This window comes from Alphaproteobacteria bacterium (assembly GCA_020638555.1).
GTDB lineage: Bacteria > Pseudomonadota > Alphaproteobacteria > Bin95 > Bin95 > JACKII01.
The window spans coordinates 144,070-166,393 of record JACKII010000001.1 but is presented as its reverse complement, the minus strand read 5'-3'; the positions used below and the strand labels follow the sequence as shown (position 1 = coordinate 166,393).

The 22,324-nt window shown below is 67.3% G+C and carries 24 protein-coding genes; 14 read left to right on the top strand and 10 right to left on the bottom strand.

Annotated features, from left to right (window positions below; genetic code table 11):
- Window positions 1-546 precede the first annotated feature (546 nt).
- The 4 genes from H6844_00760 to H6844_00745 all read left to right on the top strand — a co-directional run bounded on the left by H6844_00760 (window position 547) and on the right by H6844_00745 (window position 4,424).
- Window positions 547-1,356 carry a hypothetical protein gene (locus tag H6844_00760; protein MCB9927936.1) on the top strand — a complete coding sequence of 270 codons (810 nt, stop codon included), beginning with the start codon at window positions 547-549 and terminating at the stop codon, window positions 1,354-1,356.
- Window positions 1,357-1,405: 49 nt separating this feature from the next.
- Complete coding sequence (locus H6844_00755) at window positions 1,406-2,386, top strand: Gfo/Idh/MocA family oxidoreductase (GenBank protein ID MCB9927935.1); 981 nt, start codon at window positions 1,406-1,408, stop codon at window positions 2,384-2,386.
- 277 nt (window positions 2,387-2,663) lie between these two features.
- Complete coding sequence (locus H6844_00750) at window positions 2,664-3,632, top strand: hydroxyacid dehydrogenase (GenBank protein ID MCB9927934.1); 969 nt, start codon at window positions 2,664-2,666, stop codon at window positions 3,630-3,632.
- Window positions 3,633-3,635: 3 nt separating this feature from the next.
- Window positions 3,636-4,424: a 2,4-dihydroxyhept-2-ene-1,7-dioic acid aldolase gene (locus tag H6844_00745; protein MCB9927933.1), complete on the top strand. Its 789-nt coding sequence runs from the start codon at window positions 3,636-3,638 to the stop codon at window positions 4,422-4,424.
- A 109-nt stretch (window positions 4,425-4,533) separates the two neighbouring features.
- On the opposite strand, the gene H6844_00740 is transcribed toward H6844_00745, so the two are convergent.
- Window positions 4,534-5,313 carry an alpha/beta fold hydrolase gene (locus H6844_00740; GenBank protein MCB9927932.1) on the bottom strand — a complete coding sequence of 260 codons (780 nt, stop codon included), beginning with the start codon at window positions 5,311-5,313 and terminating at the stop codon, window positions 4,534-4,536.
- A gap of 66 nt (window positions 5,314-5,379) precedes the next feature.
- On the opposite strand from H6844_00740, the gene H6844_00735 reads away from it, so the two are divergent.
- The gene (locus tag H6844_00735; protein MCB9927931.1) at window positions 5,380-6,222 is read left to right on the top strand and encodes a DUF169 domain-containing protein; all 843 of its coding nucleotides are present in this window, start codon (window positions 5,380-5,382) and stop codon (window positions 6,220-6,222) included.
- Window positions 6,223-6,432: 210 nt separating this feature from the next.
- Here the strand turns inward: H6844_00735 and H6844_00730 are convergent, their stop codons facing one another.
- Window positions 6,433-7,251, bottom strand: a complete 819-nt coding sequence (locus H6844_00730; protein ID MCB9927930.1) for a squalene/phytoene synthase family protein — start codon at window positions 7,249-7,251, stop codon at window positions 6,433-6,435.
- A 96-nt stretch (window positions 7,252-7,347) separates the two neighbouring features.
- Between H6844_00730 and H6844_00725 the strand changes: the two genes are divergently transcribed.
- The 5 genes from H6844_00725 (at window position 7,348) to H6844_00705 (ending at window position 12,128) form a co-directional block, all read left to right on the top strand.
- Window positions 7,348-7,944, top strand: a complete 597-nt coding sequence (locus H6844_00725) for a superoxide dismutase (protein MCB9927929.1) — start codon at window positions 7,348-7,350, stop codon at window positions 7,942-7,944.
- A 174-nt stretch (window positions 7,945-8,118) separates the two neighbouring features.
- Window positions 8,119-8,547 (top strand): GFA family protein, encoded by a 429-nt coding sequence (locus H6844_00720; protein ID MCB9927928.1) that lies wholly within the window; start codon window positions 8,119-8,121, stop codon window positions 8,545-8,547.
- A 149-nt stretch (window positions 8,548-8,696) separates the two neighbouring features.
- A complete protein-coding gene (locus tag H6844_00715) occupies window positions 8,697-10,352 on the top strand; it encodes an NAD(P)/FAD-dependent oxidoreductase (GenBank protein MCB9927927.1) in 1,656 nt (551 codons plus the stop codon).
- A gap of 281 nt (window positions 10,353-10,633) precedes the next feature.
- A complete protein-coding gene (locus H6844_00710; protein MCB9927926.1) occupies window positions 10,634-11,299 on the top strand; it encodes a nitroreductase family protein in 666 nt (221 codons plus the stop codon).
- 13 nt (window positions 11,300-11,312) lie between these two features.
- Window positions 11,313-12,128: an LLM class flavin-dependent oxidoreductase gene (locus H6844_00705; protein MCB9927925.1), complete on the top strand. Its 816-nt coding sequence runs from the start codon at window positions 11,313-11,315 to the stop codon at window positions 12,126-12,128.
- Window positions 12,129-12,409: 281 nt separating this feature from the next.
- On the opposite strand, the gene H6844_00700 is transcribed toward H6844_00705, so the two are convergent.
- The gene (locus H6844_00700; GenBank protein MCB9927924.1) at window positions 12,410-12,793 is read right to left on the bottom strand and encodes a DUF2852 domain-containing protein; all 384 of its coding nucleotides are present in this window, start codon (window positions 12,791-12,793) and stop codon (window positions 12,410-12,412) included.
- Between the two features lie 99 nt (window positions 12,794-12,892).
- Window positions 12,893-13,249, bottom strand: coding sequence for a DUF962 domain-containing protein (locus H6844_00695; GenBank protein MCB9927923.1), 357 nt, complete (start codon window positions 13,247-13,249; stop codon window positions 12,893-12,895).
- Window positions 13,250-13,350: 101 nt separating this feature from the next.
- Here H6844_00695 and H6844_00690 point away from each other — a divergent pair, with 101 nt between their 5' ends.
- On the top strand, window positions 13,351-14,361 hold the full coding sequence (locus H6844_00690; GenBank protein ID MCB9927922.1) for an aspartate-semialdehyde dehydrogenase: 1,011 nt from the start codon (window positions 13,351-13,353) through the stop codon (window positions 14,359-14,361).
- Window positions 14,362-14,539: 178 nt separating this feature from the next.
- Here H6844_00690 and H6844_00685 read toward each other — a convergent pair whose 3' ends face one another.
- From H6844_00685 to H6844_00675, 3 genes are all read right to left on the bottom strand, one after another.
- Complete coding sequence (locus H6844_00685; GenBank protein ID MCB9927921.1) at window positions 14,540-14,986, bottom strand: OB-fold domain-containing protein; 447 nt, start codon at window positions 14,984-14,986, stop codon at window positions 14,540-14,542.
- Window positions 14,983-16,161, bottom strand: a complete 1,179-nt coding sequence (locus H6844_00680) for an acetyl-CoA acetyltransferase (GenBank protein ID MCB9927920.1) — start codon at window positions 16,159-16,161, stop codon at window positions 14,983-14,985. The genes H6844_00685 and H6844_00680 overlap by 4 nt, the downstream gene beginning before the upstream one ends.
- Window positions 16,162-16,323: 162 nt before the next feature.
- Entirely contained in the window at window positions 16,324-17,133 is an 810-nt protein-coding gene (locus H6844_00675; protein MCB9927919.1) for an enoyl-CoA hydratase/isomerase family protein, read from the bottom strand.
- 150 nt (window positions 17,134-17,283) lie between these two features.
- Between H6844_00675 and H6844_00670 the strand changes: the two genes are divergently transcribed.
- Window positions 17,284-18,048: a 2-dehydro-3-deoxyglucarate aldolase gene (locus H6844_00670; GenBank protein ID MCB9927918.1), complete on the top strand. Its 765-nt coding sequence runs from the start codon at window positions 17,284-17,286 to the stop codon at window positions 18,046-18,048.
- 154 nt (window positions 18,049-18,202) lie between these two features.
- Here the strand turns inward: H6844_00670 and H6844_00665 are convergent, their stop codons facing one another.
- Both H6844_00665 and H6844_00660 read right to left on the bottom strand, forming a co-directional pair.
- Complete coding sequence (locus tag H6844_00665; protein ID MCB9927917.1) at window positions 18,203-18,520, bottom strand: GIY-YIG nuclease family protein; 318 nt, start codon at window positions 18,518-18,520, stop codon at window positions 18,203-18,205.
- Between the two features lie 175 nt (window positions 18,521-18,695).
- Complete coding sequence (locus tag H6844_00660) at window positions 18,696-20,105, bottom strand: FAD-binding oxidoreductase (protein MCB9927916.1); 1,410 nt, start codon at window positions 20,103-20,105, stop codon at window positions 18,696-18,698.
- 156 nt (window positions 20,106-20,261) lie between these two features.
- Here H6844_00660 and H6844_00655 point away from each other — a divergent pair, with 156 nt between their 5' ends.
- Together H6844_00655 and H6844_00650 are read left to right on the top strand one after the other, a co-directional pair.
- Window positions 20,262-20,585 carry an NIPSNAP family protein gene (locus H6844_00655; protein ID MCB9927915.1) on the top strand — a complete coding sequence of 108 codons (324 nt, stop codon included), beginning with the start codon at window positions 20,262-20,264 and terminating at the stop codon, window positions 20,583-20,585.
- A 126-nt stretch (window positions 20,586-20,711) separates the two neighbouring features.
- Complete coding sequence (locus tag H6844_00650) at window positions 20,712-21,494, top strand: class II aldolase/adducin family protein (protein MCB9927914.1); 783 nt, start codon at window positions 20,712-20,714, stop codon at window positions 21,492-21,494.
- Window positions 21,495-21,556: 62 nt separating this feature from the next.
- On the opposite strand, the gene H6844_00645 is transcribed toward H6844_00650, so the two are convergent.
- The gene (locus tag H6844_00645; GenBank protein MCB9927913.1) at window positions 21,557-22,285 is read right to left on the bottom strand and encodes a transporter substrate-binding domain-containing protein; all 729 of its coding nucleotides are present in this window, start codon (window positions 22,283-22,285) and stop codon (window positions 21,557-21,559) included.
- Window positions 22,286-22,324: the final 39 nt, after the last annotated feature.

The following is a 22,324-nucleotide window of genomic DNA, read 5'->3' as shown; positions in this document are numbered from 1 at the left end:
CATCGGATCGAACGGGCGAAATGTTCGAGTGGGTTTCTACCATGGCTGCGGCCGACCGACCACTCCTGGCTTCGCCGCGGCCCCGCGCCCCCTGGCGCGAGCGGGCGGGAGCGGGTACCGAGAAGACCATGGTCTCGCTTCGCTTTCTGCGCGCCAATGCCCGCCTGATCGGCTTCGGTTTCGCGCTCTGCTTTCTTTCCAGTGTCGGTCAGACCTATTTCATCGCGCTGTTCGGCGGCGAGATCCGGGCGGCGTTCGGCCTCTCCCATGGCGGGTTCGGCACGGTCTACATGGCCGGCACGCTGGCCAGTGCTGCGACGCTGATGCTGCTCGGCCGCCTGGTCGACGTCTGGCCGCCGGGCCGCACGGCGCTGCTGACCCTGGGCGGTCTGGCCGCCGTGGCGGCGGGCATGGGCTTCGTCGCCGATCCGGTGACGCTGGCTGCGGCGATTTTCGGCCTGCGCCTGATGGGCCAGGGCATGGCCGTGCACATCGGCGTCACCGCCATGGCCCGCTATTTCGTCGCCGAGCGCGGCCGGGCGCTCAGTGCGAAAAAGCCTCCTCGGCCAGGCGATGGGCGCGGCGCTGTCGCCGCCCTATGTGGTGGCGTTGCTGGCCCTGGTGTCCTGGCGCGAGGCCTGGTGGGTCACCGCGGCCCTGGTGCTGCTGGCGCTGCCGGTGGCCGTGGGGCTGATGCGCGGCCAGCCGGCGCCCATGAGCCTCACCGGGCGCGGCGGTGACAATCCGCCAGTCGCGGGACACCGCCTCGGGCAGGTGCTGCGCGATCCGGGCCTTTGGCTGCGGCTGCCGGTGTTGCTGACGCCGGCGTTTCTCAGCACCGGCTATGTGTTCCACCAGGTCCATATCGCCCACGCCAAGGCCTGGCCGATTGAACTGGTGGCTGCGTCCTTCACCGCCTATGCCATCGCCCAGGTGGCGGGGCTGATGACGGCCGGGCAGCTTGTGGACCGGTTCAGCGCCCGGCGGTTGGTGCCGCTGTTCCTGGCGCCGCTCGGCCTCTGTTCCGTCGTGCTGGCGCTGGCCGGAGGCCTATTGGCTGGTGCCGGTCTATCTGGCCCTGATGGGGTTCGGCTCCGGCCTTGGCAGCGTCATTCAGGGCGCGCTCTGGGCCGAGCTTTACGGCGCTCGCCATCTGGGGCGATCCGCAGCTTCGGGGCGGCGTTGATGGTGTTTTCCAGCGGCCTCGCGCCGATGGTGATGGGGCTGGCCTTCGATGCGGGCACCGGCATTGCCGCGGTCGCGCTGGCCGGCGCGGTCTGGTGCGTGCTGGCCTCGCTGGTGGCGAGCCTGGCCCAGAGGCCGGCTGGTCGCGGCGAGGCTTCGGCGCTAGACTGAACGCCCGCATTCCGCGTGAATTGTCCACCGTCGTCAAAGGCTTGTTGCGATGTCCCACCCTGTCCGCCTCGGCACCGTCGGCTATGGCATTATGGGCGAGCGCCTGCTGCGCGTCGCCCGCGCCCACGACCCGCAGGAGTTGGTCTCCGTTGGCGCCTGGGACCCGTCCGCCGCCGCCATGGCCCGCTACCGCGCCGATTTCCCGGACGGCCACGCTTTTGCCTCGCTGGAGGCGCTGCTGGCGGCCTCCGACGTGGTGCATGTGGCCTCGCCACCGGCCTTCCACCTCGACCAGCTGGAGCAGGCGGTCGCCGCCGGTTGCGCCGTCCATTGCGAAAAGCCCCTGGGCGTCGACGTGGCCAAGGCGGAAGCCGTGGTCGCGCGGATGGAGGCCAAGGGCGCGCGGGCGGCCGTCAACTTCCCCTTCACCGCCAGCTTCGCCCTGGACCAGATCGAGGCCTGGCGCGATGCGGGCGATCTCGGCACGCTGGAGCGGGTGGAGATCGAGGTCGGCTTCAAGGCCTGGCCGCGGCCCTGGCAGATGGATGCCGCCGGCTGGCTCGACCGGCGCGCCCAGGGCGGTTTCACCCGCGAAGTGGTCTCGCATTTCCTGTTCGCGACGCTGCGCCGGATCGGCCCGATCGCCCTGCACCGGCATGCGGTGACCTATCCGGCGGGCGACGGCGCGGAGACGGCGTGTTCTGCCGAGATGACCGCGGGCGGCGTGCCGGTCACGCTCGCCGGCGGCGTCGGCACCACGGAGAAGCCGGATCACAATCTCTGGGTCCTGCACGGCTCGAAGGGCAAGCTGCGCCTGCGCGACTGGGCCGTTGCCGAACGCCAGGACGCCGACGGCACCTGGCGCGAGGCCGAGGGCGCCCGGCCGAACGAGGAAATGCGGCCGCTGATCCTGCAACGCCAGCTCGCCATGGTTGCCGCCATGGCCCGCGGCGACACCGGCCACACCCTTGCCAGTCTGCGCGAGGCGCTCGCGGTGCAAACCCTGGTCGAGACCATCCTCGCCGGCTAGGCCATGATCCCCGGACAGTGCGGAGCGCCGTCTTTGATCCCCTGACGGTGCGGAGCGCCGTCCTTGATCCCCGGAGGTGGCGGAGCCGCCATCCGGGGCCGGTGTCAGCCTGCGAACACCGCCCCCGCCGGTGTCCGCACGCCGCAAGCGATCCCGGATCGGCGCTCCGCACCGTCCGGGAAACGTCGCTGCCGCACACAGACTGTCGCTTGATGTCCCACCGGCACCATGCTCTGATCCCTCTGCAAGCGAACAAACCCCAACCCAGGAAACGCCCATGGCCCAATACCGCGTCATGCTGCAGATGCCGTACACGCCCGGCATCGCCTCCGTGTTCGACCACCACCCGGAAATCGCCGTCGAGCAGTTCACCGAGACGTCGGAAGCGAACATCGTCCAGCACATCGCCAACTACGACGCCGCCATTCTGGGCGTCGCTCCCTTCACCCCGGCCATCATCGCCCAGGCGGACAAGCTGAAAATCGTCGCCCGCCATGGCGTTGGCTATGACGCGGTGAACGTGCCGGCGCTGACCGAGGCCGGCATTCCGTTGGCGGTGGTCGGCATCGCCAACTCGATCACGGTCGCCGAACATTCGCTGTTCTTCATGATGGCGCTGGCCAAGCGCGCCTTCCTCTTCGACCGCGAGGCGCGCAAGGGCAACTGGGACATCCGCCGCGAAGTGCCCGCCTACGACCTGGCGGGGCGCAAGGCGCTGGTGCTGGGCTATGGCCGCATCGGCCGGCGGCTGGTGCCGATGCTGAACGCCATGCAGATGCAGGTCTACGTCTACGACCCCTATGTGATCCAGGACGCCATCGCCACCGGCGGCGCCACCCCGGTCGAGGATTTCCGCGCGGTCTTGGGCGATATGGACTTCGTCTCGGTCAACTGCCCGAAGAACGAAGAAACGACGGGCATGATCGGCACGGCGGAGATGGAGGCGATGAAACCGACCGCTTTCCTGGTCAACACCGCCCGCGGCGGCATTGTCGACGAGGCCGACCTTTACGACTGCCTGAAGCGCGAGGTCATCGCCGGCGCCGGCATCGACCCGTTCGTGGTCGAGCCGCCCTCGCCGGATCACCCGCTGTTCGCGCTCGACGACATCATCGTCTCGCCCCATTCGGCCGGCAACACCGAAGAAAGCATGTTCCGCATGGGTGCCACGGCGGCGCAGAATGTGGTCGATTGCTTCAACGGCAAGCTCAATCCCGAAAACGTCATCAACAAGGAAGTGCTCTAGATCATGCGTGCAAATCCGATTCTCGAGTCCTGGAAGGCCGGCAAGGCCGTCGTCAACGGCTGGTGCGCCATCCCCTCCAGCTTCTCCGCCGAGGTCATGGCGCATCAGGGCTGGGACGCCATCACCATCGACTGCCAGCACGGCCTCGTCGACTACATCGACGCCGTGCACATGATGCAGGCGATTTCCACCACCAACGTGCCGCCGACGGCGCGGGTGCCGTGGAACGACCCGGCGGCGATCATGAAACTGCTGGACGCGGGCGCCCAGGGCATCATCGCGCCGATGATCAACAGCCGCGAAGAGTGCGAGCGCTTTGTCGGCGCGGTGAAGTATCCGCCGGTGGGCTATCGCTCCAACGGCCCGATCCGCGCGGTGCTCTATTCCGGCAGCGACTATGTGCAGAAGGCGAATGACACGATCCTGGCCATCGCCATGATCGAGACCGACCAGGCGGTGCAGAACCTGGACGAGATCCTCACCACGCCCGGCCTGGACGGCATTTATATCGGGCCGTCCGACCTGGCGCTCAGCTATGGCCGCGAGCCGCGGCTCGATCCGACCGACCGGTTGATCTACGACAAGATGATGGAGATCCTGGCCGGCTGCAAAAAGCACGGCATCCCGGCGGGCCTGCACTGCGGCACGGCGGAATTCGCGCTGGAGATGATCGAGAAGGGCTTCCTGCTCACCACCATCGCCAATGACAGCCGCATGATGGCCATTGGCTGCCAGCAGGAGCTGGGCAAGATGAAGAGCGGCCTCAAGACGGAAAGCGGCAGTCCGTACTAAGCTATTTGGCGTAAGCCCGAACCGCGGCTGTACCCCGGACGGTGCGGAGCGCCGATCCGGGGCCGGCCTCATCCTGCGGAGACCGGCAGCGGCGGTGTTCGCTGCCGCCTCAGCCGGGCGGGAACCGGCGGCTGAGAAAGTCCAGCACTGCCGCGTTCCAGGCCGCGGGCGTCTCGAAATAGGGCGAATGGCCGGCGTCGGGCAGTTGGCAAACGGTCGATCCCGGAATCAGCCCGGCAATCTCCCGGATCGCTGCCGGCGGGAAGATCGTGTCGGCGTCGCTGGTGACCAGCAGCACCGGTAGCGCCAGCGCCGCCAGTTCCTCGGCCGAGGTCGAGGCGGGGCTGTTCGAGTGCAGGTCGTCCGTCAGTTGCACGTTCAGGCCGCCGATATGGCGGTAGAGATAGGCCAGTGCCGGCTCCCGCTCCGGGAAGTCGGCGGCGACGGCGCTGGAGGCGATCCCGTGTTGGGCAAAGGCCTGGCGCGCCTCTGCGATGGCCGTGTCCGCCGCCGGGGTCGAGACGCCGCCGGTGGTGTTGGCGAGCACCAGCGCCGCCACCCGGTCCGGCCGCTGCACGGCGAGGCGGAGGCCGGTCCAGCCGCCCATGGACTGGCAGACCACCGCTGCCCTGTCCACGCCCGCGGCATCCAGCACCGCGGCCAGATCGTCGGCAAAGTGTGCGCGGTCGAAATGCTCCGGCGGGCAATGGGATCGCCCGAAGCAGCGGTGATCGAAGGCGATGACGCGATAGCCCGCTGTGACAAAGGCCGGCACCTGCTGGAACCAGCTTGCGGCATTGCCGCCGCGGCCATGCGCAAGCACGACCGCCGGGCCTTCGCCCAGGCTTTCGTAAAAAATCTCGCAATGGTGCGACGAGGCGAACGGCATTGGGGGCTTCCTTCCTGGGCGGATCGCGTGCCATCCTTGCGGAAATCGCTAACGGAGGAAAGACTCATGCCCAGCGCAACCGCCGGTGTCACCGTGGATGCCCAAGGCCATCCCATTCCCGCAGAATACCAGGTTGGCGCGGAGCAACTTGCTCAGCTCTCCGGCAAGCTGGTGGAACTCCTGAAAATCCGCACCATGCCAATTGGCATGAAGCGGTTCAAATCCCAGGAGGAATTCGAGTCGGTCAAAAGCCTGCGCCGGCCGAAAGAGGGCCGGTTCTACACCACCTGCCAGCTGGTGACCCAGGCGCGCATTGCCGGCTTCACCATGGGCATTGCTGCCGAGAATGTGCGGCCCGGCGGCAATTGCGGCGCGGTGATGGGGCTGGACGTGCCGGACGCGGCCTGCCTCTCCGGCGAGCACATGGACGGCGTCTGGTTCGAGAACCGGGCCGCCGCCAAAGGCCACCAGGATACCATGCCGCGCGCCGCCTATGACGACGGCGCCTGGGTCGGCACAGTGGTCTCGCCGCTGCGCTCCGGCCGGCTCGACCCGCCGGACATCGTGCTGTTCTACGCAACGCCGGGCCAGACCATCCTGTTCGTCAACGGCCTGCAATGGAAGCGCTATCGCCGTTACGACATGACCATCACCGGCGAAAGCGCGTGCGCCGACAGTTGGGGCCGGGCGCTGCTGACCAACGACACGTCGATCAGCGTGCCCTGCTTTGCCGAGCGTCGCTATGGCGGCGTCGCCGACGACGAGATGCTGCTGGCGATGCCGCCGCACGAATTCGCCCGTGGCATCGAGGGCTTGCAGGGGTTGAGCAAGGTGGGCCTGCGCTATCCGATCATGCCCTGGGGCCCCCAGGCCGACCCGGCCGAAGGCATGGCCCGCAGCTACGGCTGAGCGTCCCGGACGCCGGCCGGCCCCGGATGACGGCTTTGCCGCCTCCGGGGAACACCTTATCCCGGGTCTGGTGTGTCCCGGACGGTGCGGAGCGCCGATCCGGGATCGCTTTGGGCGTGCGAACACCGGCGCCGAGGGTGTTCGCAGGCTGATACCGGCCCCCGACGGCCGCTCCGCCCCCTCCGGGGAATAGTATCCCTGTGATTGCCTCTACACCCCCAGCCGCACCGCCAGCACGGCGAGCGCCCGTCCCGCCGTTGGTGCGTTCACCCGGGCGTCGAACGGGTTCCAGCCGGCACGGCTGAGGCGCGTGCGATAGAGCCGGGCCAGCCGCCGGTAGCCGCGGAACAGCGGCGACAGCCGCCCGCCCGCGGTCAGGTGCGGGTCGGCTGCGGCCGCAATCGCCGCGATCATGGCGCAGAAACCCGCCGGCGGCGCTGCCGGGTCCAGCCGGTCCAGGCGGACGCCGTGCGCGGTCAGCAAGGCCTCAGGCAGTTGGTGGCGGCCCTGGCCCAGGCTTTGCGGCAGGCCGCGCAGGCCGCCGATCAGCGCCCAGCCGGTGCCGACGGGTGCCGCCGCGGAGGGATCGTCCAGGCCCAGCACCGTCGCCTCCAGCCGGGCAAGCGTGCCGCCGATGGCGTCGGCCCGCGCCAGCAGGCCGGCGAGGTCGGCGGGCGGGCCGTCGTGCTCCGCCTCCCGCGCCGCCAGCAGGGCCTCGACCGCCGCCAGGTCGAAGGGCGTTTCGGCGTGCGCCGCGGCCAGCGCCTCCACCACCGGATGGCGGCGGGGAGAGCCGGCGACGATTTCGGCCCAGGCCTCGCGCCACCATTGCCGGCGGATCGCCCCCAGCATCGGCTCCGACACCCGCTCGGGAATGCGCGCCACCTCCCAGTTGAATGCCGCCAGCGCCCAGAGCGCCGGCCGCCGCTCGTTGGGAGCCAGTTCGGCCAGCAGCAGCCGGTCCGGGTCGGTGCGGCGCACCAGATCGCGGCAATGCAGGGCGGCGGAATTGAGAACCACTCTCGACATGCGACCGAACGCGCCTTAAGTAGGAAACGAGAGGCCGTTAGCGGCCTCGCCGAGTTTTGTCATACCCACCTGCCGTTTGCGAAAGAGGGAAGTCCCATGGCCCATACCCTGCCCGACCTGCCGTATGCGATCGACGCGCTTGCCCCGTATATGTCCCAGGAAACCCTGGAATTCCACCACGGCAAGCACCACCAGACCTATGTGACCAATCTGAACAATCTGGTGAAGGGCAACGAATTCGAATCCCTGGGTCTGGAGGACATCGTCCGCAAGACCTACAACGTCGCCGACAAGGCCGGCGTGTTCAACAACTCGTCGCAGCATTGGAACCATATCCTGTTCTGGCAGTGCATGCAGCCGAATGGCGGCGGCGCCATGCCGGGCGAGTTGGAAAAGCGCATCGTCGACAGCTTCGGCTCGATGGACGAGTTCAAGGGCCAGTTCGCGGCCAAGGGCGCCGGCCAGTTCGGCAGCGGCTGGGTCTGGCTGGTCTCCACCGCCAATGGCAAGCTGGAAGTTACCAGCACGCCCAACGGCGTGAACCCGCTCTGCTTTGCCGGCCAGAAGGCGCTGCTCGGCTGCGACGTGTGGGAGCACAGCTATTACATCGACTATCGCAACCGCCGCCCGGACTATCTGAAGGCGTTCCTGGACAACATGGTGAACTGGGAGTTCGTGGCGCAGCAGCTCTAAGGCCGCTGCCCGCGACGCCGATCCGCAACCGCGGTTCCGCCAACCCCGCCTTCCGCGCCCGGAAGGCGGGGTTTTTCGTGCAGGGTAGCGTTACGCCGGCGGGCGACTCAGTGGTCCCAAAGGTTTGTGCGTGTTATCGTTTTGATGGGTAACCGCTGACAGAGGAAAACCGGGATGGCCGAAACGACCCGTGGCACGTGCTTTTGCGGCAGCGTCGAGTTCGAAGTCACCGGCGACGCCGCACTGCAAGGCTATTGCCACTGCGAGGATTGCCGGCAATGGTCCGGCGCCCCGGTGACCGCCTATGCGCTCTGGCCCAGCGACGCCGTTCGTATCACCGCCGGCGCCGACAAGGTGGTCGCGTATTCCAAGACCGGCCAGACCCACCGCAAGCATTGCCGCGACTGCGGCGGCGCGGTGATGACCGTGGTGTCGGCGATGGGCATGACCGATGTCTATCCGGTGTTGCTGAACGGGTTCCGCTTTCAGCCAAAGACGCACATTTACTATGCACTGCGCCGGTTCGACATGCCGGACGGCCTGCCGAAGTTCAAGGATATGCCGGCGGAGGCTGGCGGGTCCGGCGAGACGGTCGCAGAATAGGCGGATGGCTTCCTGGCGGGTCTGCGATCCGCGCGGCCGCCTGCGGCGGTGCGCATCATGCCCGGCATTGGCCGTTGCCGCGGCCTCTCCGCCTTTGGCATATAAGACTTAGGTCTGAGATTCACACCTTCTGATGGGAGGGTTTCGTCATGAGCAAAGCCAAACGGTTCGATGCTTTGGTGGTCGGCGCCGGCGTCGGCGGCCTGTATGCGCTCTATCGGTTGCGCGACAAGCTGGGATTGAACGTGCAGGTGCTGGAGGCCGGCGACGATGTCGGCGGCACCTGGTACTGGAACCGCTATCCCGGCTGCCGCTGCGACGTGGAAAGCCTGGAATACTCGTTCAGCTTCGACCCGGACCTGGAGCAGGAATGGAACTGGCCGGAGCGCTATGGCAACCAGCCGGAAATCCTGTCCTACGTCCAGCACGTGGCCGACCGGTTCGACCTGCGCCGGAACGTGCAGTTCTCCACGCGCGTCAACCACGCCACCTACGACCGTGACACCAATCTGTGGACGCTGGAGACCGCGGCCGGCGAGGTGTTTCAGGCGCCGGTCTGCATCATGGCGACCGGCAATCTCTCGATCCCGCGCGTGCCGGACTTCCCCGGCCTGGACGATTTCCAGGGCGAGACCTACCACACCGGCCTCTGGCCGCACGAAGGCGTGGATTTCACCGGCAAGCGGGTCGGCGTGATCGGTACCGGGTCCTCGGGCGTGCAGTCGATCCCGATCATCGCCCAACAGGCCGCCGACCTGACCGTGTTCCAGCGCACCGCGAACTTCATCCTGCCGGCCGCCAACGGCCCGATGGACAAGGCCAAGGAGGCCGAGCACAAGGCCACCTACCGCCAGCGCCGCGATGCCGCCTGGGATACGCCGTTCGGCATTGCCGGCTACCCGCCGCCGACCCAGTCCGCCCTGGATGTTCCGAAGGCGGAGCGCGACCGGCTCTATGAGGCGAAGTGGCAGGAAGGCGGCTCGATCAGCTTCCTCTACACCTTCACCGACCTGCTCACCAGCGACGAGGCGAACGCCACCGCACGCGACTTCGTGCACGACAAGATCCGCTCCATCGTGACCGATCCGGAGACGGCGGAATTGCTCTGCGCCAAGGATCACCCGATGGGCACCAAGCGCCTGGTGCTGGATACCGGCTATTACGAGACCTACAACCTGCCGCACGTTCATCTGGTCAACGTGCGCGAGGCGCCGATCGTCAGCCTGACCGAGAAGGGCTTGCGCCTGGAGGATGGGCGCGAGTTCGAACTGGACGCCATCGTCTTTGCCACCGGCTTCGACGCCATGACCGGCGCGCTCAAGGAAATCGACATCCAGACCAGCGACGGCCGCACCCTGAACAAGGACTGGGAGGCCGGGCCCTACACCATGCTGGGCATCATGTGCGCGGGCTTCCCGAACATGTTCATGATCACCGGTCCCGGCTCGCCCGGCGTGAAAAGCCAGATGATCCTCTCGTGCGAGCAGCACGTGGACTGGATCGTCGACTGCCTGCAACACATGAAGGACCACGGCCAGGCTGCCATCGAGCCGACCGAGGACGCCCAGTACGACTGGACCATGCACGTGAAGCAGGTGGCCGACGCGACGCTCTATCCGAAGGCGGCGAGCTGGTATATGGGCGCCAACATCCCCGGCAAGCCGCGGGTGTTCATGCCCTATGTCGGCGGCGTCAACGCCTACAAGCAGAAATGCGAGGAGGTGGTGGCCAAGGGCTATGAAGGCTTCACCTTCACCCCCGCCTCGAACCTGAAACCCGCCCTGGCCATGGCCGGCGACGACTGAGGCCCGATGGAGTGCGAACGCCGGCCTCGCCTGTGTTCGAAGGATGAGACCGGCCCCGGACGGTGGCTCCGCCCCCTCCGGGGAACACCCGCAATGCCATAGTGATGTGTTTCCCGGCCGCTGCGGAGCGGCGAGCCGGGACCGCTTGCGGCATGCGCACATCGCCCTCGGCCGGTGTTCGCACCCAGCCGGCCTTTCCGGGAGACAGCCCCTGGCGGGAGCGGCGAATTGCGGCCATCATGGACGCCAATGCCCCAACAAAGCCCCCGGGAGGCTCGCCCATGGAACTGTTCGACGTCATGCGCACCACGTTTGCGTGCCGCGCCTTCACCGATGACGACGTGCCGGACGCCGCCATTCACCAGATGATCGACAACGCCCGGTTCGCGCCCTCCGGCGGCAACCGCCAGGGCAATTTCGTCATCGTCGTCCGCGATCCCGCCACCAAAACCCTGCTGGGCGAGGCGGCCCGGCCCGCCGGCAAGCTCTACACCGCCCAGAACAAGGCGGGCGAGAGCCCGTGGAACACCATCCACCCGACCCAGGTCACGCCCGAGACCGAGGCCGCGACCGAGGTGCCGCCGCACCTGACCGAGCCGGCGAAGAAGGCGCCGGTGGTGCTGGTGTTTTGCGTCGACCTGCAAGTGGTCGCCTCGACGGACAAGAATCTGGACCGGATCGGCGTCATCTCCGGCGGCTCGATCTATCCGTTCGTCTGGAACACGCTGCTGGCGGCGCGCAATCTCGGCTATGGCGGCACCATCACCACGCTGGCGGTGGCGCAGGAGCCGATGCTGCAAAAGGCGCTGAACATCCCGCCGCATGTGGCGGTTGCCGCGGTTGTGCCGCTCGGCAAGCCCCAGAAACAACTCTCCAAATTGCGCCGCCGCCCGGTCGAGGATATCGCCCGGCGCGAAACCTTCGACGGCGAAGCGTTCAAGCTGTAGGGAGGCGCGATCCATGAAAATCGGCATCGGTTATCTGGGCGAGTCGCTGGACCGGCTCACCCGCACCCACCTGCTGGACGGTGCCCGCGCGGCCGAGGCGGCGGGCTTCGACGGGCTCTGGTATTTCGACGCCATCGGCCGCGGCCATATCCACCCGGACCCGCTGATCGCGCTGACGCTGGCCGCCAGCGTCACCAAGGACCTGGAAGTGGGCACCTGTATCCTGCAGGTGCCGTTGCGCCAGACCGTGGCGCTGGCCCGCGCCGCCCTGACCGCGCACCTGTTCTGCGAGGGACGGTTCTCGTTCGGCGTCGGCGCCGGCTCGACCAAGACCGACTTCGACTTCTCCGGCCTGAATTTCGACACCCGTCTGAAGGATCTGAGCGCGGCGCTGCCGTTGATGCAAAAAATCTGGCGCGACGAGACGGTGAACGGCGCCCGCATCGACGCCTGGCCGGCGGCGAAGGGCGGCCCGCCGGTGCTGATCGGCTCCTGGGCCGGCAAGGCCTGGATTCCCCGCGCGGCGAGCGAGTTCGACGGCTGGATCGCCTCCGGCGCCCGCTCCACCTTCAACAAGCTGAAGGACGGCATTGCCAATTACCGCGCCCATGGCGGCAAGCGGGCCATCGTCACCAACATCAAGGTGGATCTGACGGCGCCGACCGAGGCCATGCCCGACGACGGGCCGTTTCACCTTTGCTGCGACCTGAAGACGGCGCAGCAGCGGTTCCGGCGCATTGTCGACCTGGGCTATGACGAGGCGATTTTCGTCGTCCCCGACCACCGGGCCGAGACCCTGGACCGCGTCCTGGCGATCACGGGCAAATAGCGGCGTCGGCGCGCGGGCTCCCGGCCTGCCGCCGGTACCCGACCGCCTGCCACCCAATCCTCGCTTTCATCCCGAGTAGGCGCGAAGCGCCGTATCGAGGGGCGAGGCAGGCTCGCCACCACCCTCGATACGTCCCGGACCGCGTCCGCGACTACTCGGGGTGAAGCATGGGCGCAAGGTTGGGGTGGGACGCCCGCCGCTGCCTGGCAGCCAACGCAAAACGGCCCCGCCTGTCGCCAAGCGGGGCCGCTTCACGTCATGCGGAGCGCCGGGAGCCGCGTTTAGGCGGCCTGTGGGTCGGCTCCGGCCTGGCGGCGGCGGCGTTCGGCCAGGAACTCGTCGAGTTCGGCCTTGTCCTTCGCCCGGCGCAGGCGGTCGAGGAAGGCCTCGAACTCGGTCTGCTCTTCTTCCAGACGCCGCAGCGTCTCCTCGCGATATTCGTCAAAGGCGCTGTTGCCCGAGCCACCCGCGCGGGCGCGCGGGCCGTGCCGGCGGCGGTTTTTCCAACAACCCATTCGTCCACTCCACAATGTGTATCCCAGAATCGCCAGGCCCAAGGGCCAGAACAGGATGAAGCCCAGGACAAAGGCGGCGATCCAGGCGCCCCGGCCCCATATGTCGAGTTGTGCCTCGATCCGCTTCAGCCAATCCGTAACGCGCTCCATCGGTTTCGGTTCCCTTTCGATGTGAATGTTATTCACATTAACATACATGGCCTCGGCGTTTCCGGAGTCAATACGGACGCCGGCGAAAATTTTGGGCGCCTATCGCTCGACGCGATGCCGCCGCAATTCCCCCTCCAACCGCCCGCCGAGCCAGAGGCCGAACATGCGGAAATCGCTTGCCAGCGACCAGAGCGGATAGCGGAAGGTGGCGGGCCGGTTGCGCTCCACCGCCAGATGGCCGACCCAGGCGAGGCCATAGCCCGCCAGCAGGGCGGCCGGCAGCCAACCCCAGTGCCAGAACACCGCCGCCAGCACCAGCAATGCCAGACCCAGGCCGGTGCCGGCGAAATGCAGCGCCCGCGTTGCCGGGCGGCTGTGCTCGTGCAGATAATGGGGCCAGAACGCGCGGTAGGAGGCGATCCTGGCCGGCGCTGCGTCGGTTGGTCCGCGGGTCATGGCGCGTCCTTCCTCGATTCGCCGGGCCGGGCACCTTGCACCCGGGCCGGGCAGAGCGTACCTGTAGCCCGTTTTAACCCCACCCGAAAGGTTCCGTGATTATGGGCTACAGAATTGCTGTCGCCGGCGCCACCGGCGCTGTCGGCCATCAAATCTTCGAAGCCCTCGAAGAGACCGGCTTCCCCGTTGACGACATCGTGGCGCTCGCTTCCGAGCGGTCGGTCGGCAAAGAGGTCTCGTTCGGCGACAAAACCCTGAAGGTGCAGGACCTGGCGAAATTCGATTTCGAAGGTTGGGATCTGGGGTTGTTCTCGCCGGGCGGCAAGGTTTCGGCCGTGCATGCGCCGCGGGCGGCGGCGGCGGGCTGTGTCGTCATCGACAACACCAGCCATTTCCGCATGGAGCCCGACATTCCCCTGGTGGTGCCGGAGGTGAATCGCGAGGCGCTGGCCGGCTTCACCAACCGCAACATCATCGCCAACCCGAATTGCTCCACCATCCAGATGGTGGTGGCGCTAAAGCCGCTGCACGACGTCGCCCGCATCAAGCGCGTCGTCGTCGCCACCTACCAGGCGGCGGGCGGCGCCGGTCAGGCGGGCATGGACGAGCTCTATTACCAGACCAAGGGCATTTACCAGCTCGAAGACGTGGAGCCGAAAAAGTTTCCGAAGCAGATCGCCTTCAACGTCATCCCGCACATCGACTCGTTCATGGAGGACGGCTCCACCAAGGAAGAGTGGAAGATGGTGCAGGAGACCAAGAAAATCCTGGATGCGGGCATTGAGGTGGTCGCCACCTGCGTGCGCGTGCCGGTGCTGGTCGGCCACTCGGAAGCGGTGAACATCGAGTTCGAGGAGCCGATCGACCTGGAGCAGGCCTACGAGGCGCTGTCGGACGCCCCCGGCGTCGTGCTGCTCGACCGGCGCGAGGACGGCGGCTATGCGACGCCGGTGGATTGCGTCGGCGACCCGGCCGTGTTCGTCAGTCGCGTGCGCGAGGACAACACGGTGCCCTATGGCATCACCCTGTGGGTGGTCTCCGACAACCTGCGCAAGGGCGCGGCCTACAACGCCGTCCAGATCGCCCAGGCGCTGGCGGAGGACTATCTGTAAGACGGCTCAGAGAGGCGAGGATATTCGTCCTCGCCTCTCTTCCCACCCCCGCCCCGGGCTTGACCCGGGGTCCACGCCTGAGAGCCAACCGCAAGGTCCGGACTTTGTGCTGTCGTCTCAGGCATGGCCTCCCGCCTGCGCGGGAGAAGGGGAGGAATGGGAAGGGGGGAGATGCCCCCTACACCACTTTCCAGTGGGCGAGCGAATAGGGCGGGTCGTTGTCGGTGTGGTGTTCGAAAACCACCTCCACGTTCGAGCCGATCACCACGTCCTGGTGCCGGTCGCCCAGCAGGTTGCCGATCATGCGGATATTGTCCGCGTGCGGCAATTCCACCAGCACGGTGATATAAGGCTCGCCCTCCAGCGCGCGCAGGGCCGGGTGCACCGGGTGCCAGGCGCGCTCCCAGGAATAGATGGTGCCCTTGCCCTCGACCTGCACCCAGTCCAGGTCGAACGAGTTGCAGTTGTGGCAGATCCATTCCGGGCCGAACTGGTGCTGGCCGCAACCCTGGCACTTCTGCACCCAGAGCTGTTCCTTCTTCAGCCCCTCCCAATAGGGGGCGGAGAGGTTGTCGCTTTCCGGAACCGGTGCGGGCAGGCCTTCGGGCAGGTAGTATTTGCTCATAGCGTGGCCTCCGAGCCAAAGACGGAACTGGACACCGGCGTCACCATCGGGCCGGAACACACCAACGACACGTCGACCTTGGGCACCTGCGCCGTGGAGGTGCCGCGCAACTGGCGGACCGCCTCGATCGGCAGTTCGAGGCCGTGCATATAGCATTCGGCCAGGTTGCCGCCGGAGGTGTTGAGCGGCATCTTGCCGGTCGGCGCCAGCAGGTTTTCCAGCTGCAACGCCTCGTTGCACTGGTCCGCCTCGACCAGGCCGTGCTCGACCAGGCTCATCAGCACGCCGCCGGTGAAGTTCTCGTAGGACTGGACCACGTCCACGTCCTTCGGCCCGCAGCCGGCATTCGCCCACAACCGGGGCGCGACCGTGGTGAAGCTGCTGCTGGCATAGGTCGGCGCGTTGTGGCTCGGCGCGGCGCAGCGGTGCTCGGACCCCTGGGAGGCGCCGAGCAGATAGGCCGGCTTGTGCGGCAGGTCCTTCGCCCTTTCGGCCGACATGAAGATCATGGCGGCGGCGCCATCATTCTCCAGACAGCAATCGAACAGGCGGAAGGGTTCGACGATCCAGCGGGAGTTGTCGTATTTCTCCTCCGTCAGCGGCCGGCCGTGCATGACCGCGCGCGGGTTCTGCTGTGCGTGGTGGTAGCTGGCCATGGAGATCGCCCTGAGCGCCGAGCGGTCGACCTTGTGGTCGTGCATGAAGCGCATGGCCTTCATGGCATAGCGCTGGCCGGGGCTCATGACGCCATAGGGGAAGACGAAGGCGTTGTCGCCGTTCACCGTCTTCGCCGGGGCCGCCGCGCCGAAGCGCTGGAACTGGCCCTGGGCCAGCGCCCGGAAGACGACGATGCAGTCGGCATAGCCCGCGGCAATCGCCGCCGCTGCGGTGCCGATGGCGGCCGAACCGCCGCCGCCGCCGCCGCCCCACTGCATGACGCTGTATTTCAGGTCCTTGGTGCCCAGCGCCGCCGCCAGCCGTGAGGGCTCGTTGCGGTCGTTGGAGTAGGAGCAGAAGCCGTCAATGTCCTTTGGGTCGATGCCCGCATCCTTGGCCGCGTTCAGGATCGCCATCAGGGCGAGCTTGAACTCCGGATCGGGCGATTGCCCGTGCTTGTAATAGGTGGTCTCGCCGATCCCGGCGACACACACCTGGCCGCGTATGCCTCGTGCCATGGGGTTTCCTCTAGGTTAGGGTGCAACGGTCGTTTTTTATTGGCCCTCGTCCCCGCGCAGGCAGGGATCCATGCCTGAGCGCTTCTCGCAAAGATCGTATTCCGTGATTGGGCTCTCAGGCATGGGCCCCCACTTTCGTGGGGGAATGGGGGCAGGAACAGATCAGGCGCCGATGAATTTGGCGTCCCGTTTCTCGCGGAAGGCGGCGACGCCCTCCTCGTGATCCCGGGTCAGTCCCGCCTCCTTTTGCAGGTCGGATTCGAGCTGCATCTGTGCGGCATAGCCGTTTTCCAGGCTGGACCAGTAGAGCTGCCGGATCATGCCCAGCGACGCCGGTCCGTCCGCCAGCCGGCGGGCCAGCGCCATGGCCTCGTCCATCACCGCACCGTCCTCGACCGCCTTGGTGATCATGCCCCATTGCGCGGCCGTCTCCGCCGGCAGGCGCTCGGCCAGCAGCGACAGTTCCATGGCGCGGTTCATGCCGATCAGCCGCGGCAGGATCCAGGTGGAGCCGCCGTCCGGCACCAGGCCGATGCGGGCAAAGGCCTGGAGGAAGAAGGCCGACTTTGCCATCACCTTGAAATCGCAGGACAGCGCCAGGCTCATGCCGACGCCGGCGGCGACGCCGTTGATGGCCGCCACGGTCGGGATCGGCAGTTCGCGCAGGCGGATCAGGGTCGGGTTGTACCAGGATTCGAGGTCGGTCTTGGCCTCGCCCCGCAATTCGGCCTCGCGGTCGCGCGGCGGGCGGTCCGGGTCGTTCAGGTTCGCGCCCGACGAGAACCCGCGGCCGGCCCCGGTCACCACCAGACAGCGGGCGGAGCGGTCGGCCACGGCGGCGTCGAGCGCATCCAGCGCCTTGGTCACGTCCTGGCGCAGCACATGGCCAAAGGCGTTCAGGGCTTCGGGATGGTTCAGGGTCAGGGTGGCGATGCCGTCCTTGACGGCGAGCAGGGCGCGGGGGTCGGCCATGGGCGGTGATCCTCGGATGGGTTCGTTGGGAGGCGAGTGTAGGAAGAGTTTTTCGCGTCGGCTAGAGCGGGATGTGTCGAACCGGCCCGGCCATGGTCTAGGATTGGCCAATCGTCCCGCCCCGCAGCCGCTGCCCGGAGTGCCCTGCCCATGGTCAACCGCATGAAAGACAAGATCGCTCGCGGCGAGCCCGCCTTCGGCGTCTCGGTCATGTTCCCCTCGCCGCAGATCGTCGAGATGATCGGCCATGCGGGTTTCGACTGGGTGTTGCTGGATTGCGAGCATGGCTCGCTCGGTGCGGGCGATCTGGAGGTGATGGCCATGGCGGCGGATGCCGTCGGCATCACGCCCATCGCCCGGCCGCGCAGCAACGCCGCTGCCGACATCCAGGCGGTGATGGACCGGGGCATGCAGGGCGTGCAGGTGCCGCACGTGATCACCCGCGCCGATGCGGAGCGCGCCGTCGCCGCGGTCAAGTTCGGATCGGAGGGCACGCGCGGCCTCGCCGCCGGCACGCGGCCGGACCGCTGGGGGCTGGGCGCGAAAATGACCGATTTCGTCGCCGAAGCGAATGCGGCCTCGCTGGTCTGCGTCCAGATCGAGGACCGGGAGGCGCTGCCGAATGTCGGGGCGATCTCGACCGTGCCGGGCGTGGACGTGGTCTTTGTCGGCCCGTCCGACCTCTCGCAGTCGCTGGGCTTTCCGGGCAATGCCAAGGCACCGCCCGTCGCCGCCGCCATCGCCGAGACGCTGGCGAAAATCCGCGCCGCCGGCAAGGCGCCGGGTCTGCCCGCCACTGCGGAGGCCGTGCCCGACGCGGTGGCGAGCGGCTGCCTCTACATCTACAACCACCTGCCCCGCCTGCTGGGCGCAGGGGCGGCGGCCTATCTGGCAGCGGCCAAAGGCGGGGCTTGAGCGGCCAGGGCGCTGTCTTCCGGCGTCCCTCCGTCCCTCGATACGGCGCTGACGCGCCTACTCGGGATGAAGCAGTTTCCATGGTTCACCTACCGCCGCTTCACCCCGAGTAGCGGGCAATGCCCGCGTATCGAGGGGCGTCCCACCCAACCCCTTAGTCCCCGCGGCGTCGTTCGCGATAGGCGTCCCAATCCTTCTTTGCGGCGCGTCCCACGCCCTCAAAGTCGCCGCGGATCAGCGCATCCTTCTTGGCGCGGCTCCAGCGCTTGATCCGGCGTTCGGCGGCGAAGGCGTCGTCATAGCTGGCGAATGCCTCCGCCCAGACCAGTTCGACCGGCCGCCGTTGCCTTGTGTAGGCGCCGCCGAAGCCGGCATTGTGCTGCGCCAGCCGATGGTCCGTGTTGCCGTCGCGGGTGCAGCCGACATAATAGCTGCCGTCCGCACAGCGCAGCATGTAGACCGCGGCGGCCATGGCGCGAACTCCTCGGGCAGGAAGGGTACGGGTGGATGGCGTCCCTCGATACGGCGCTGACGCGCCTACTCGGGATGAAGCCGGTGAAAGGATTCAACCACCACTGTTTCATCCCGAGTAGCGGGCGACGCCCGCGTATCGAGGGACGCCAACTCCTCAAGGAACGCTCCGAGCCCTAGCCCAGCACCTTGCCCGGGTTCATGATGTTGTTCGGGTCCAGCGCCTGCTTGATCGCGCGCATCACCTTCAGGTCCACCGGGTCCTTGTAGGCGTGCATTTGCGGGATTTTGCGGCTGCCGACGCCGTGTTCGGCCGAGAACGAGCCGCCGAAGCGCTTGACGCTGGTGAACATGGCGTCCTCCAGCCTGGCGATGGTCTCCGCATCGAAATAGGGCTTGCCCGGCGCCGGCGAGACGCTGACATGCAGGTTGCCGTCGCCGATATGGCCGAAGCCCATGGGGAAGCAATCGGGCACCACCGCCTTGCAGGAGCGCATGAAGTCCTCGTGGAAGGCGTCCACGTCCGAAAGCGCCACGCTCAGGTCGTGGCTGAGGCGCGGGCCCGCCTGGCGGCCCGCCTCCGGCAGCATTTCGCGCAGGTCCCAGATCTGCTGGCTCTGCGCTTCCGACTGGGCGATGACCACGTCCAGCGCCAGCCCTTCCTCCAGCGCCTCGCCCAGGGTTTCCTCGATGGCGCCGTGAATGTCGACGATCTTGCTGGTCGCCGAGATTTCCAGGATCAGATACCAGGGATAGGGCTGCTCGAACGGGTCGCGCGTGCCGGGGATGTATTTCGTCACCGTCTCGATATGGGTGCGGTGGATCAGTTCGCCGGCCGTCACCTGGTCGCCGGTGGCCGCCCGCATCTTGTTCAGCAGCGCCAGCGCCGTCTTCATGTCCGGCACCGCGCAGATGGCCGTGCCCTTGTCGACGAAGCCCGGATAGATTTTCAGCGTCGCCGCCGTGATCACGCCCAGCGTGCCCTCGGCACCGACGAAGAAATGCTTCAGGTCATAGCCGGTGTTGTCTTTTTTCAGGCGTTTCAGGCCGTGATAGATCTCGCCGTCCGGCAGCACCACTTCCAGGCCCAGCACCTGGTCGCGCGTGTTGCCGAATTTCAGCACGTTCACGCCGCCCGCATTGGTGGAGATGTTGCCGCCGATCATGCACGAGCCCTGGGCGCCCAGGCTGACCGGGAAGAAGCACCCCGCCTCCTTGGCCGCCAGCTGCACGTTCTGCAGGATGACGCCGGCCTCGACCGTCAGGGTCAGGCCCTCGGTGTCGATGGCGCGGACCCGGTTCATGCGCTCCAGCGACAGCACGATGGTCTCGCTGCCGGGCCATGGTGTGGCGCCGCCGCAGAGCCCGGTATGGCCGCCCTGGGGCACGACGCCGATGCGATGCTCGTTGCAGTATTTCACCACCGCCGCGACTTCCTCCACCGTCGAAGGCTTGGCGACGCCGATGCAGGAGCCGGAGAATTTCGTGCTCCAGTCCTGGGTGTAGCGCTCGGTCGGTTCGGACCAGCCGCCGCTGCCGAGCTGCCGGGCGAGCGGTTCGAGAATGCTGGGCGTGCCGTCTGGCATGGGGGCGTCCTCCGCGAGGCGATTTATGGTCGGGTTGCGCCCGAGGATAGCAGAGCCGCGCCTCACCGCCAGCGCTTCGTGCGCGGGCGTTGACCGCGGCGCGCGCCTGCCCCAACCTGCCCGCCCCAACCACCAGACCAAGAGGAACGTGCCAACATGGCCTTCTACGAATTGCGCCAGTACAAGGTGAAGCCCGGCAAGCTCGACGAATGGGTGAAGATCATGGAAGAGGAAATTATTCCCTTCCAGGTGTCCAAGGGCATGGTGATCTGCGGCTCGTTCCGCGGCGAGACCGACGAAAGCTGCTATGTCTGGCTGCGCCGCTTCGAGAGCGAGGCCCAGCGGGAAGCCCTCTACAAGGCGGTCTACGAGAGCGATTACTGGAAGAACGAGATGGCGCCGCGCGTGCCGGACTATCTGATCCGCGCGGAAAACGTGATCCAGCGCATCCTGCCGACGCCGAAGTCGACGGTGGCTTAGGACGAACCCCGGGCCGCCTCCGTCGACGAGGCGGCCCGCCCATCGCTCTGGCTTGCCCCGGCGGGGCGGCCGCCCTTAGTCTTTGTCAACCCTGCCCTTCACCCTCCCGACCGGAAACCTGCCGCCATGGACGCCCGCATCGCCGACCTCTCCCCCGCCACCACCGAGCGCGACATCCGTGTCGAACTGGCCGCGGCCTATCGGTTGGTCGATTATTTCGGCTGGTGCGAGTTGTTCTACGGCCATCTCACCGCCCGGGTGCCGGGATCGGAATCGCATTTCCTCATCAACCCCTATGGGCTGAACTATGACGAGGTCACCGCCTCCAACCTGGTGAAGATCGACGTGGACGGCAATGTGGTGGAGGACTCGCCCTACCCGGTGAACAAGGCCGGCTTCGTGATCCATTCCGCCATTCACATGGTGCAGGACAGCGACAACCATGTGGTCATGCACACCCACACCCGCGCCGGCATGGCCATTGCCGCGCTGGAGGAGGGCCTGCTGCCGATCAGCATGAACGCCACCATGTTCCACGAGCGCCTGTCCTACCACGATTACGAGGGTCCGAGCTTCTATCTGGACGAGCGCGAGCGGCTGCAACAGTCGCTCGGCCGCAACAAGGCGCTGATCCTGCGCAATCACGGCCTGCTGACCACCGGCCAGACCGTGCCGGAGGCATTCATGCGCCTCTATCGGCTGGAGCGCTCGGCCCAGGTGCAGATCGACGCCGGCGCCGCCGGCAAGCTACGGCTGGTGGGAGACAATGTGGCGGCACGCTCGCGCGACGATGTCGAAAGCTTCATCGCCGACGGCACCCACAATGGCGGCGGCCTGGATTATGGCCGGCTGGAGTTCGCGGCCCTGATGCGCAAGCTCGACCGCATCGACCCCGGCTACCGCGACTGAAACCGGCTGCCGGAACCGAGCGTCGACGATGACGCCCGGTCTCGGCCCGTCGCTGCGGTCGTTCAGGCCGGCGGGGCGACGGTCAGGCGGCCGGTGACGCCGTATTTGTCGATCAGGCCCTGCACGGTGCCGTTCGCCTTCATCTCCTCGATGAAGTCCGACAGCAGCTTGAAGCCGGCGTCTCGGCCCTTCTTGGTGCAGCTCGCCTGCTGCACCGCCGTGAACCGGTCCGGCAGCAGACGGGCGCCTGGCAGCTTTTTGACGTCGTCGATCAGCTTCGGGCGCAGGCCGGCGAGCGCGTCCATTTTCTCGGCCACGAACAGGTCGAACGAGGCGTCGAGGCCGGAGACGCGGCTGACCTCCGCATGCTTGATATTGCGCTCCAGCCACAGGTCGTAGGCGGCGCGGGCGGACACGGCGATGCGGGTGCCGGGGCTATCGACCTCGGCGCAGGTTTGGAATTTGGAGCCTTCCGGCACCATGTAGGTCGCCTCGATCTCCACATAGGCGGCGGTGAAGTTGACATAGGTCGCCCGCTGCGGCTCGGCGCCGACAAAGCCCACATCCCACAGGTCGTCCTTGGACGAGTCCGCCAACAGGCCTGGGTTGGCATAGGGATGGTATTCCACCGGCACGCCCAGGCGCTCGGCGAACAGCGCGGCCATGGAGGGCGCGACGCCCTCCGGATCGCCTGACGCGGTCTTGCCGGTCACCAGCAGGAAGTTGCTCATGTTGATGGCGGCGCGCAGCGTGCCGGTCGGGGCCATTTCGGCGGCGAGGGGGTGGGCCATGGCGAAAGCGTTTCCTGTGCAGGGTCGGAGAAAGAATGA

Excerpts from the sequence above, each read along its gene's own strand:
- H6844_00755 (MCB9927935.1), top strand. The coding sequence starts at position 1,406 with ATGTCCCACCCTGTCCGCCTCGGCACCGTCGGCTATGGCATTATGGGC.
- H6844_00750 (MCB9927934.1), top strand. The coding sequence starts at position 2,664 with ATGGCCCAATACCGCGTCATGCTGCAGATGCCGTACACGCCCGGCATC.
- H6844_00745 (MCB9927933.1), top strand. The coding sequence starts at position 3,636 with ATGCGTGCAAATCCGATTCTCGAGTCCTGGAAGGCCGGCAAGGCCGTC.
- H6844_00740 (MCB9927932.1), bottom strand. The coding sequence starts at position 5,313 with ATGCCGTTCGCCTCGTCGCACCATTGCGAGATTTTTTACGAAAGCCTG.
- H6844_00735 (MCB9927931.1), top strand. The coding sequence starts at position 5,380 with ATGCCCAGCGCAACCGCCGGTGTCACCGTGGATGCCCAAGGCCATCCC.
- H6844_00730 (MCB9927930.1), bottom strand. The coding sequence starts at position 7,251 with ATGTCGAGAGTGGTTCTCAATTCCGCCGCCCTGCATTGCCGCGATCTG.
- H6844_00725 (MCB9927929.1), top strand. The coding sequence starts at position 7,348 with ATGGCCCATACCCTGCCCGACCTGCCGTATGCGATCGACGCGCTTGCC.
- H6844_00720 (MCB9927928.1), top strand. The coding sequence starts at position 8,119 with ATGGCCGAAACGACCCGTGGCACGTGCTTTTGCGGCAGCGTCGAGTTC.
- H6844_00715 (MCB9927927.1), top strand. The coding sequence starts at position 8,697 with ATGAGCAAAGCCAAACGGTTCGATGCTTTGGTGGTCGGCGCCGGCGTC.
- H6844_00710 (MCB9927926.1), top strand. The coding sequence starts at position 10,634 with ATGGAACTGTTCGACGTCATGCGCACCACGTTTGCGTGCCGCGCCTTC.
- H6844_00705 (MCB9927925.1), top strand. The coding sequence starts at position 11,313 with ATGAAAATCGGCATCGGTTATCTGGGCGAGTCGCTGGACCGGCTCACC.
- H6844_00700 (MCB9927924.1), bottom strand. The coding sequence starts at position 12,793 with ATGGAGCGCGTTACGGATTGGCTGAAGCGGATCGAGGCACAACTCGAC.
- H6844_00695 (MCB9927923.1), bottom strand. The coding sequence starts at position 13,249 with ATGACCCGCGGACCAACCGACGCAGCGCCGGCCAGGATCGCCTCCTAC.
- H6844_00690 (MCB9927922.1), top strand. The coding sequence starts at position 13,351 with ATGGGCTACAGAATTGCTGTCGCCGGCGCCACCGGCGCTGTCGGCCAT.
- H6844_00685 (MCB9927921.1), bottom strand. The coding sequence starts at position 14,986 with ATGAGCAAATACTACCTGCCCGAAGGCCTGCCCGCACCGGTTCCGGAA.
- H6844_00680 (MCB9927920.1), bottom strand. The coding sequence starts at position 16,161 with ATGGCACGAGGCATACGCGGCCAGGTGTGTGTCGCCGGGATCGGCGAG.
- H6844_00675 (MCB9927919.1), bottom strand. The coding sequence starts at position 17,133 with ATGGCCGACCCCCGCGCCCTGCTCGCCGTCAAGGACGGCATCGCCACC.
- H6844_00670 (MCB9927918.1), top strand. The coding sequence starts at position 17,284 with ATGGTCAACCGCATGAAAGACAAGATCGCTCGCGGCGAGCCCGCCTTC.
- H6844_00665 (MCB9927917.1), bottom strand. The coding sequence starts at position 18,520 with ATGGCCGCCGCGGTCTACATGCTGCGCTGTGCGGACGGCAGCTATTAT.
- H6844_00660 (MCB9927916.1), bottom strand. The coding sequence starts at position 20,105 with ATGCCAGACGGCACGCCCAGCATTCTCGAACCGCTCGCCCGGCAGCTC.
- H6844_00655 (MCB9927915.1), top strand. The coding sequence starts at position 20,262 with ATGGCCTTCTACGAATTGCGCCAGTACAAGGTGAAGCCCGGCAAGCTC.
- H6844_00650 (MCB9927914.1), top strand. The coding sequence starts at position 20,712 with ATGGACGCCCGCATCGCCGACCTCTCCCCCGCCACCACCGAGCGCGAC.
- H6844_00645 (MCB9927913.1), bottom strand. The coding sequence starts at position 22,285 with ATGGCCCACCCCCTCGCCGCCGAAATGGCCCCGACCGGCACGCTGCGC.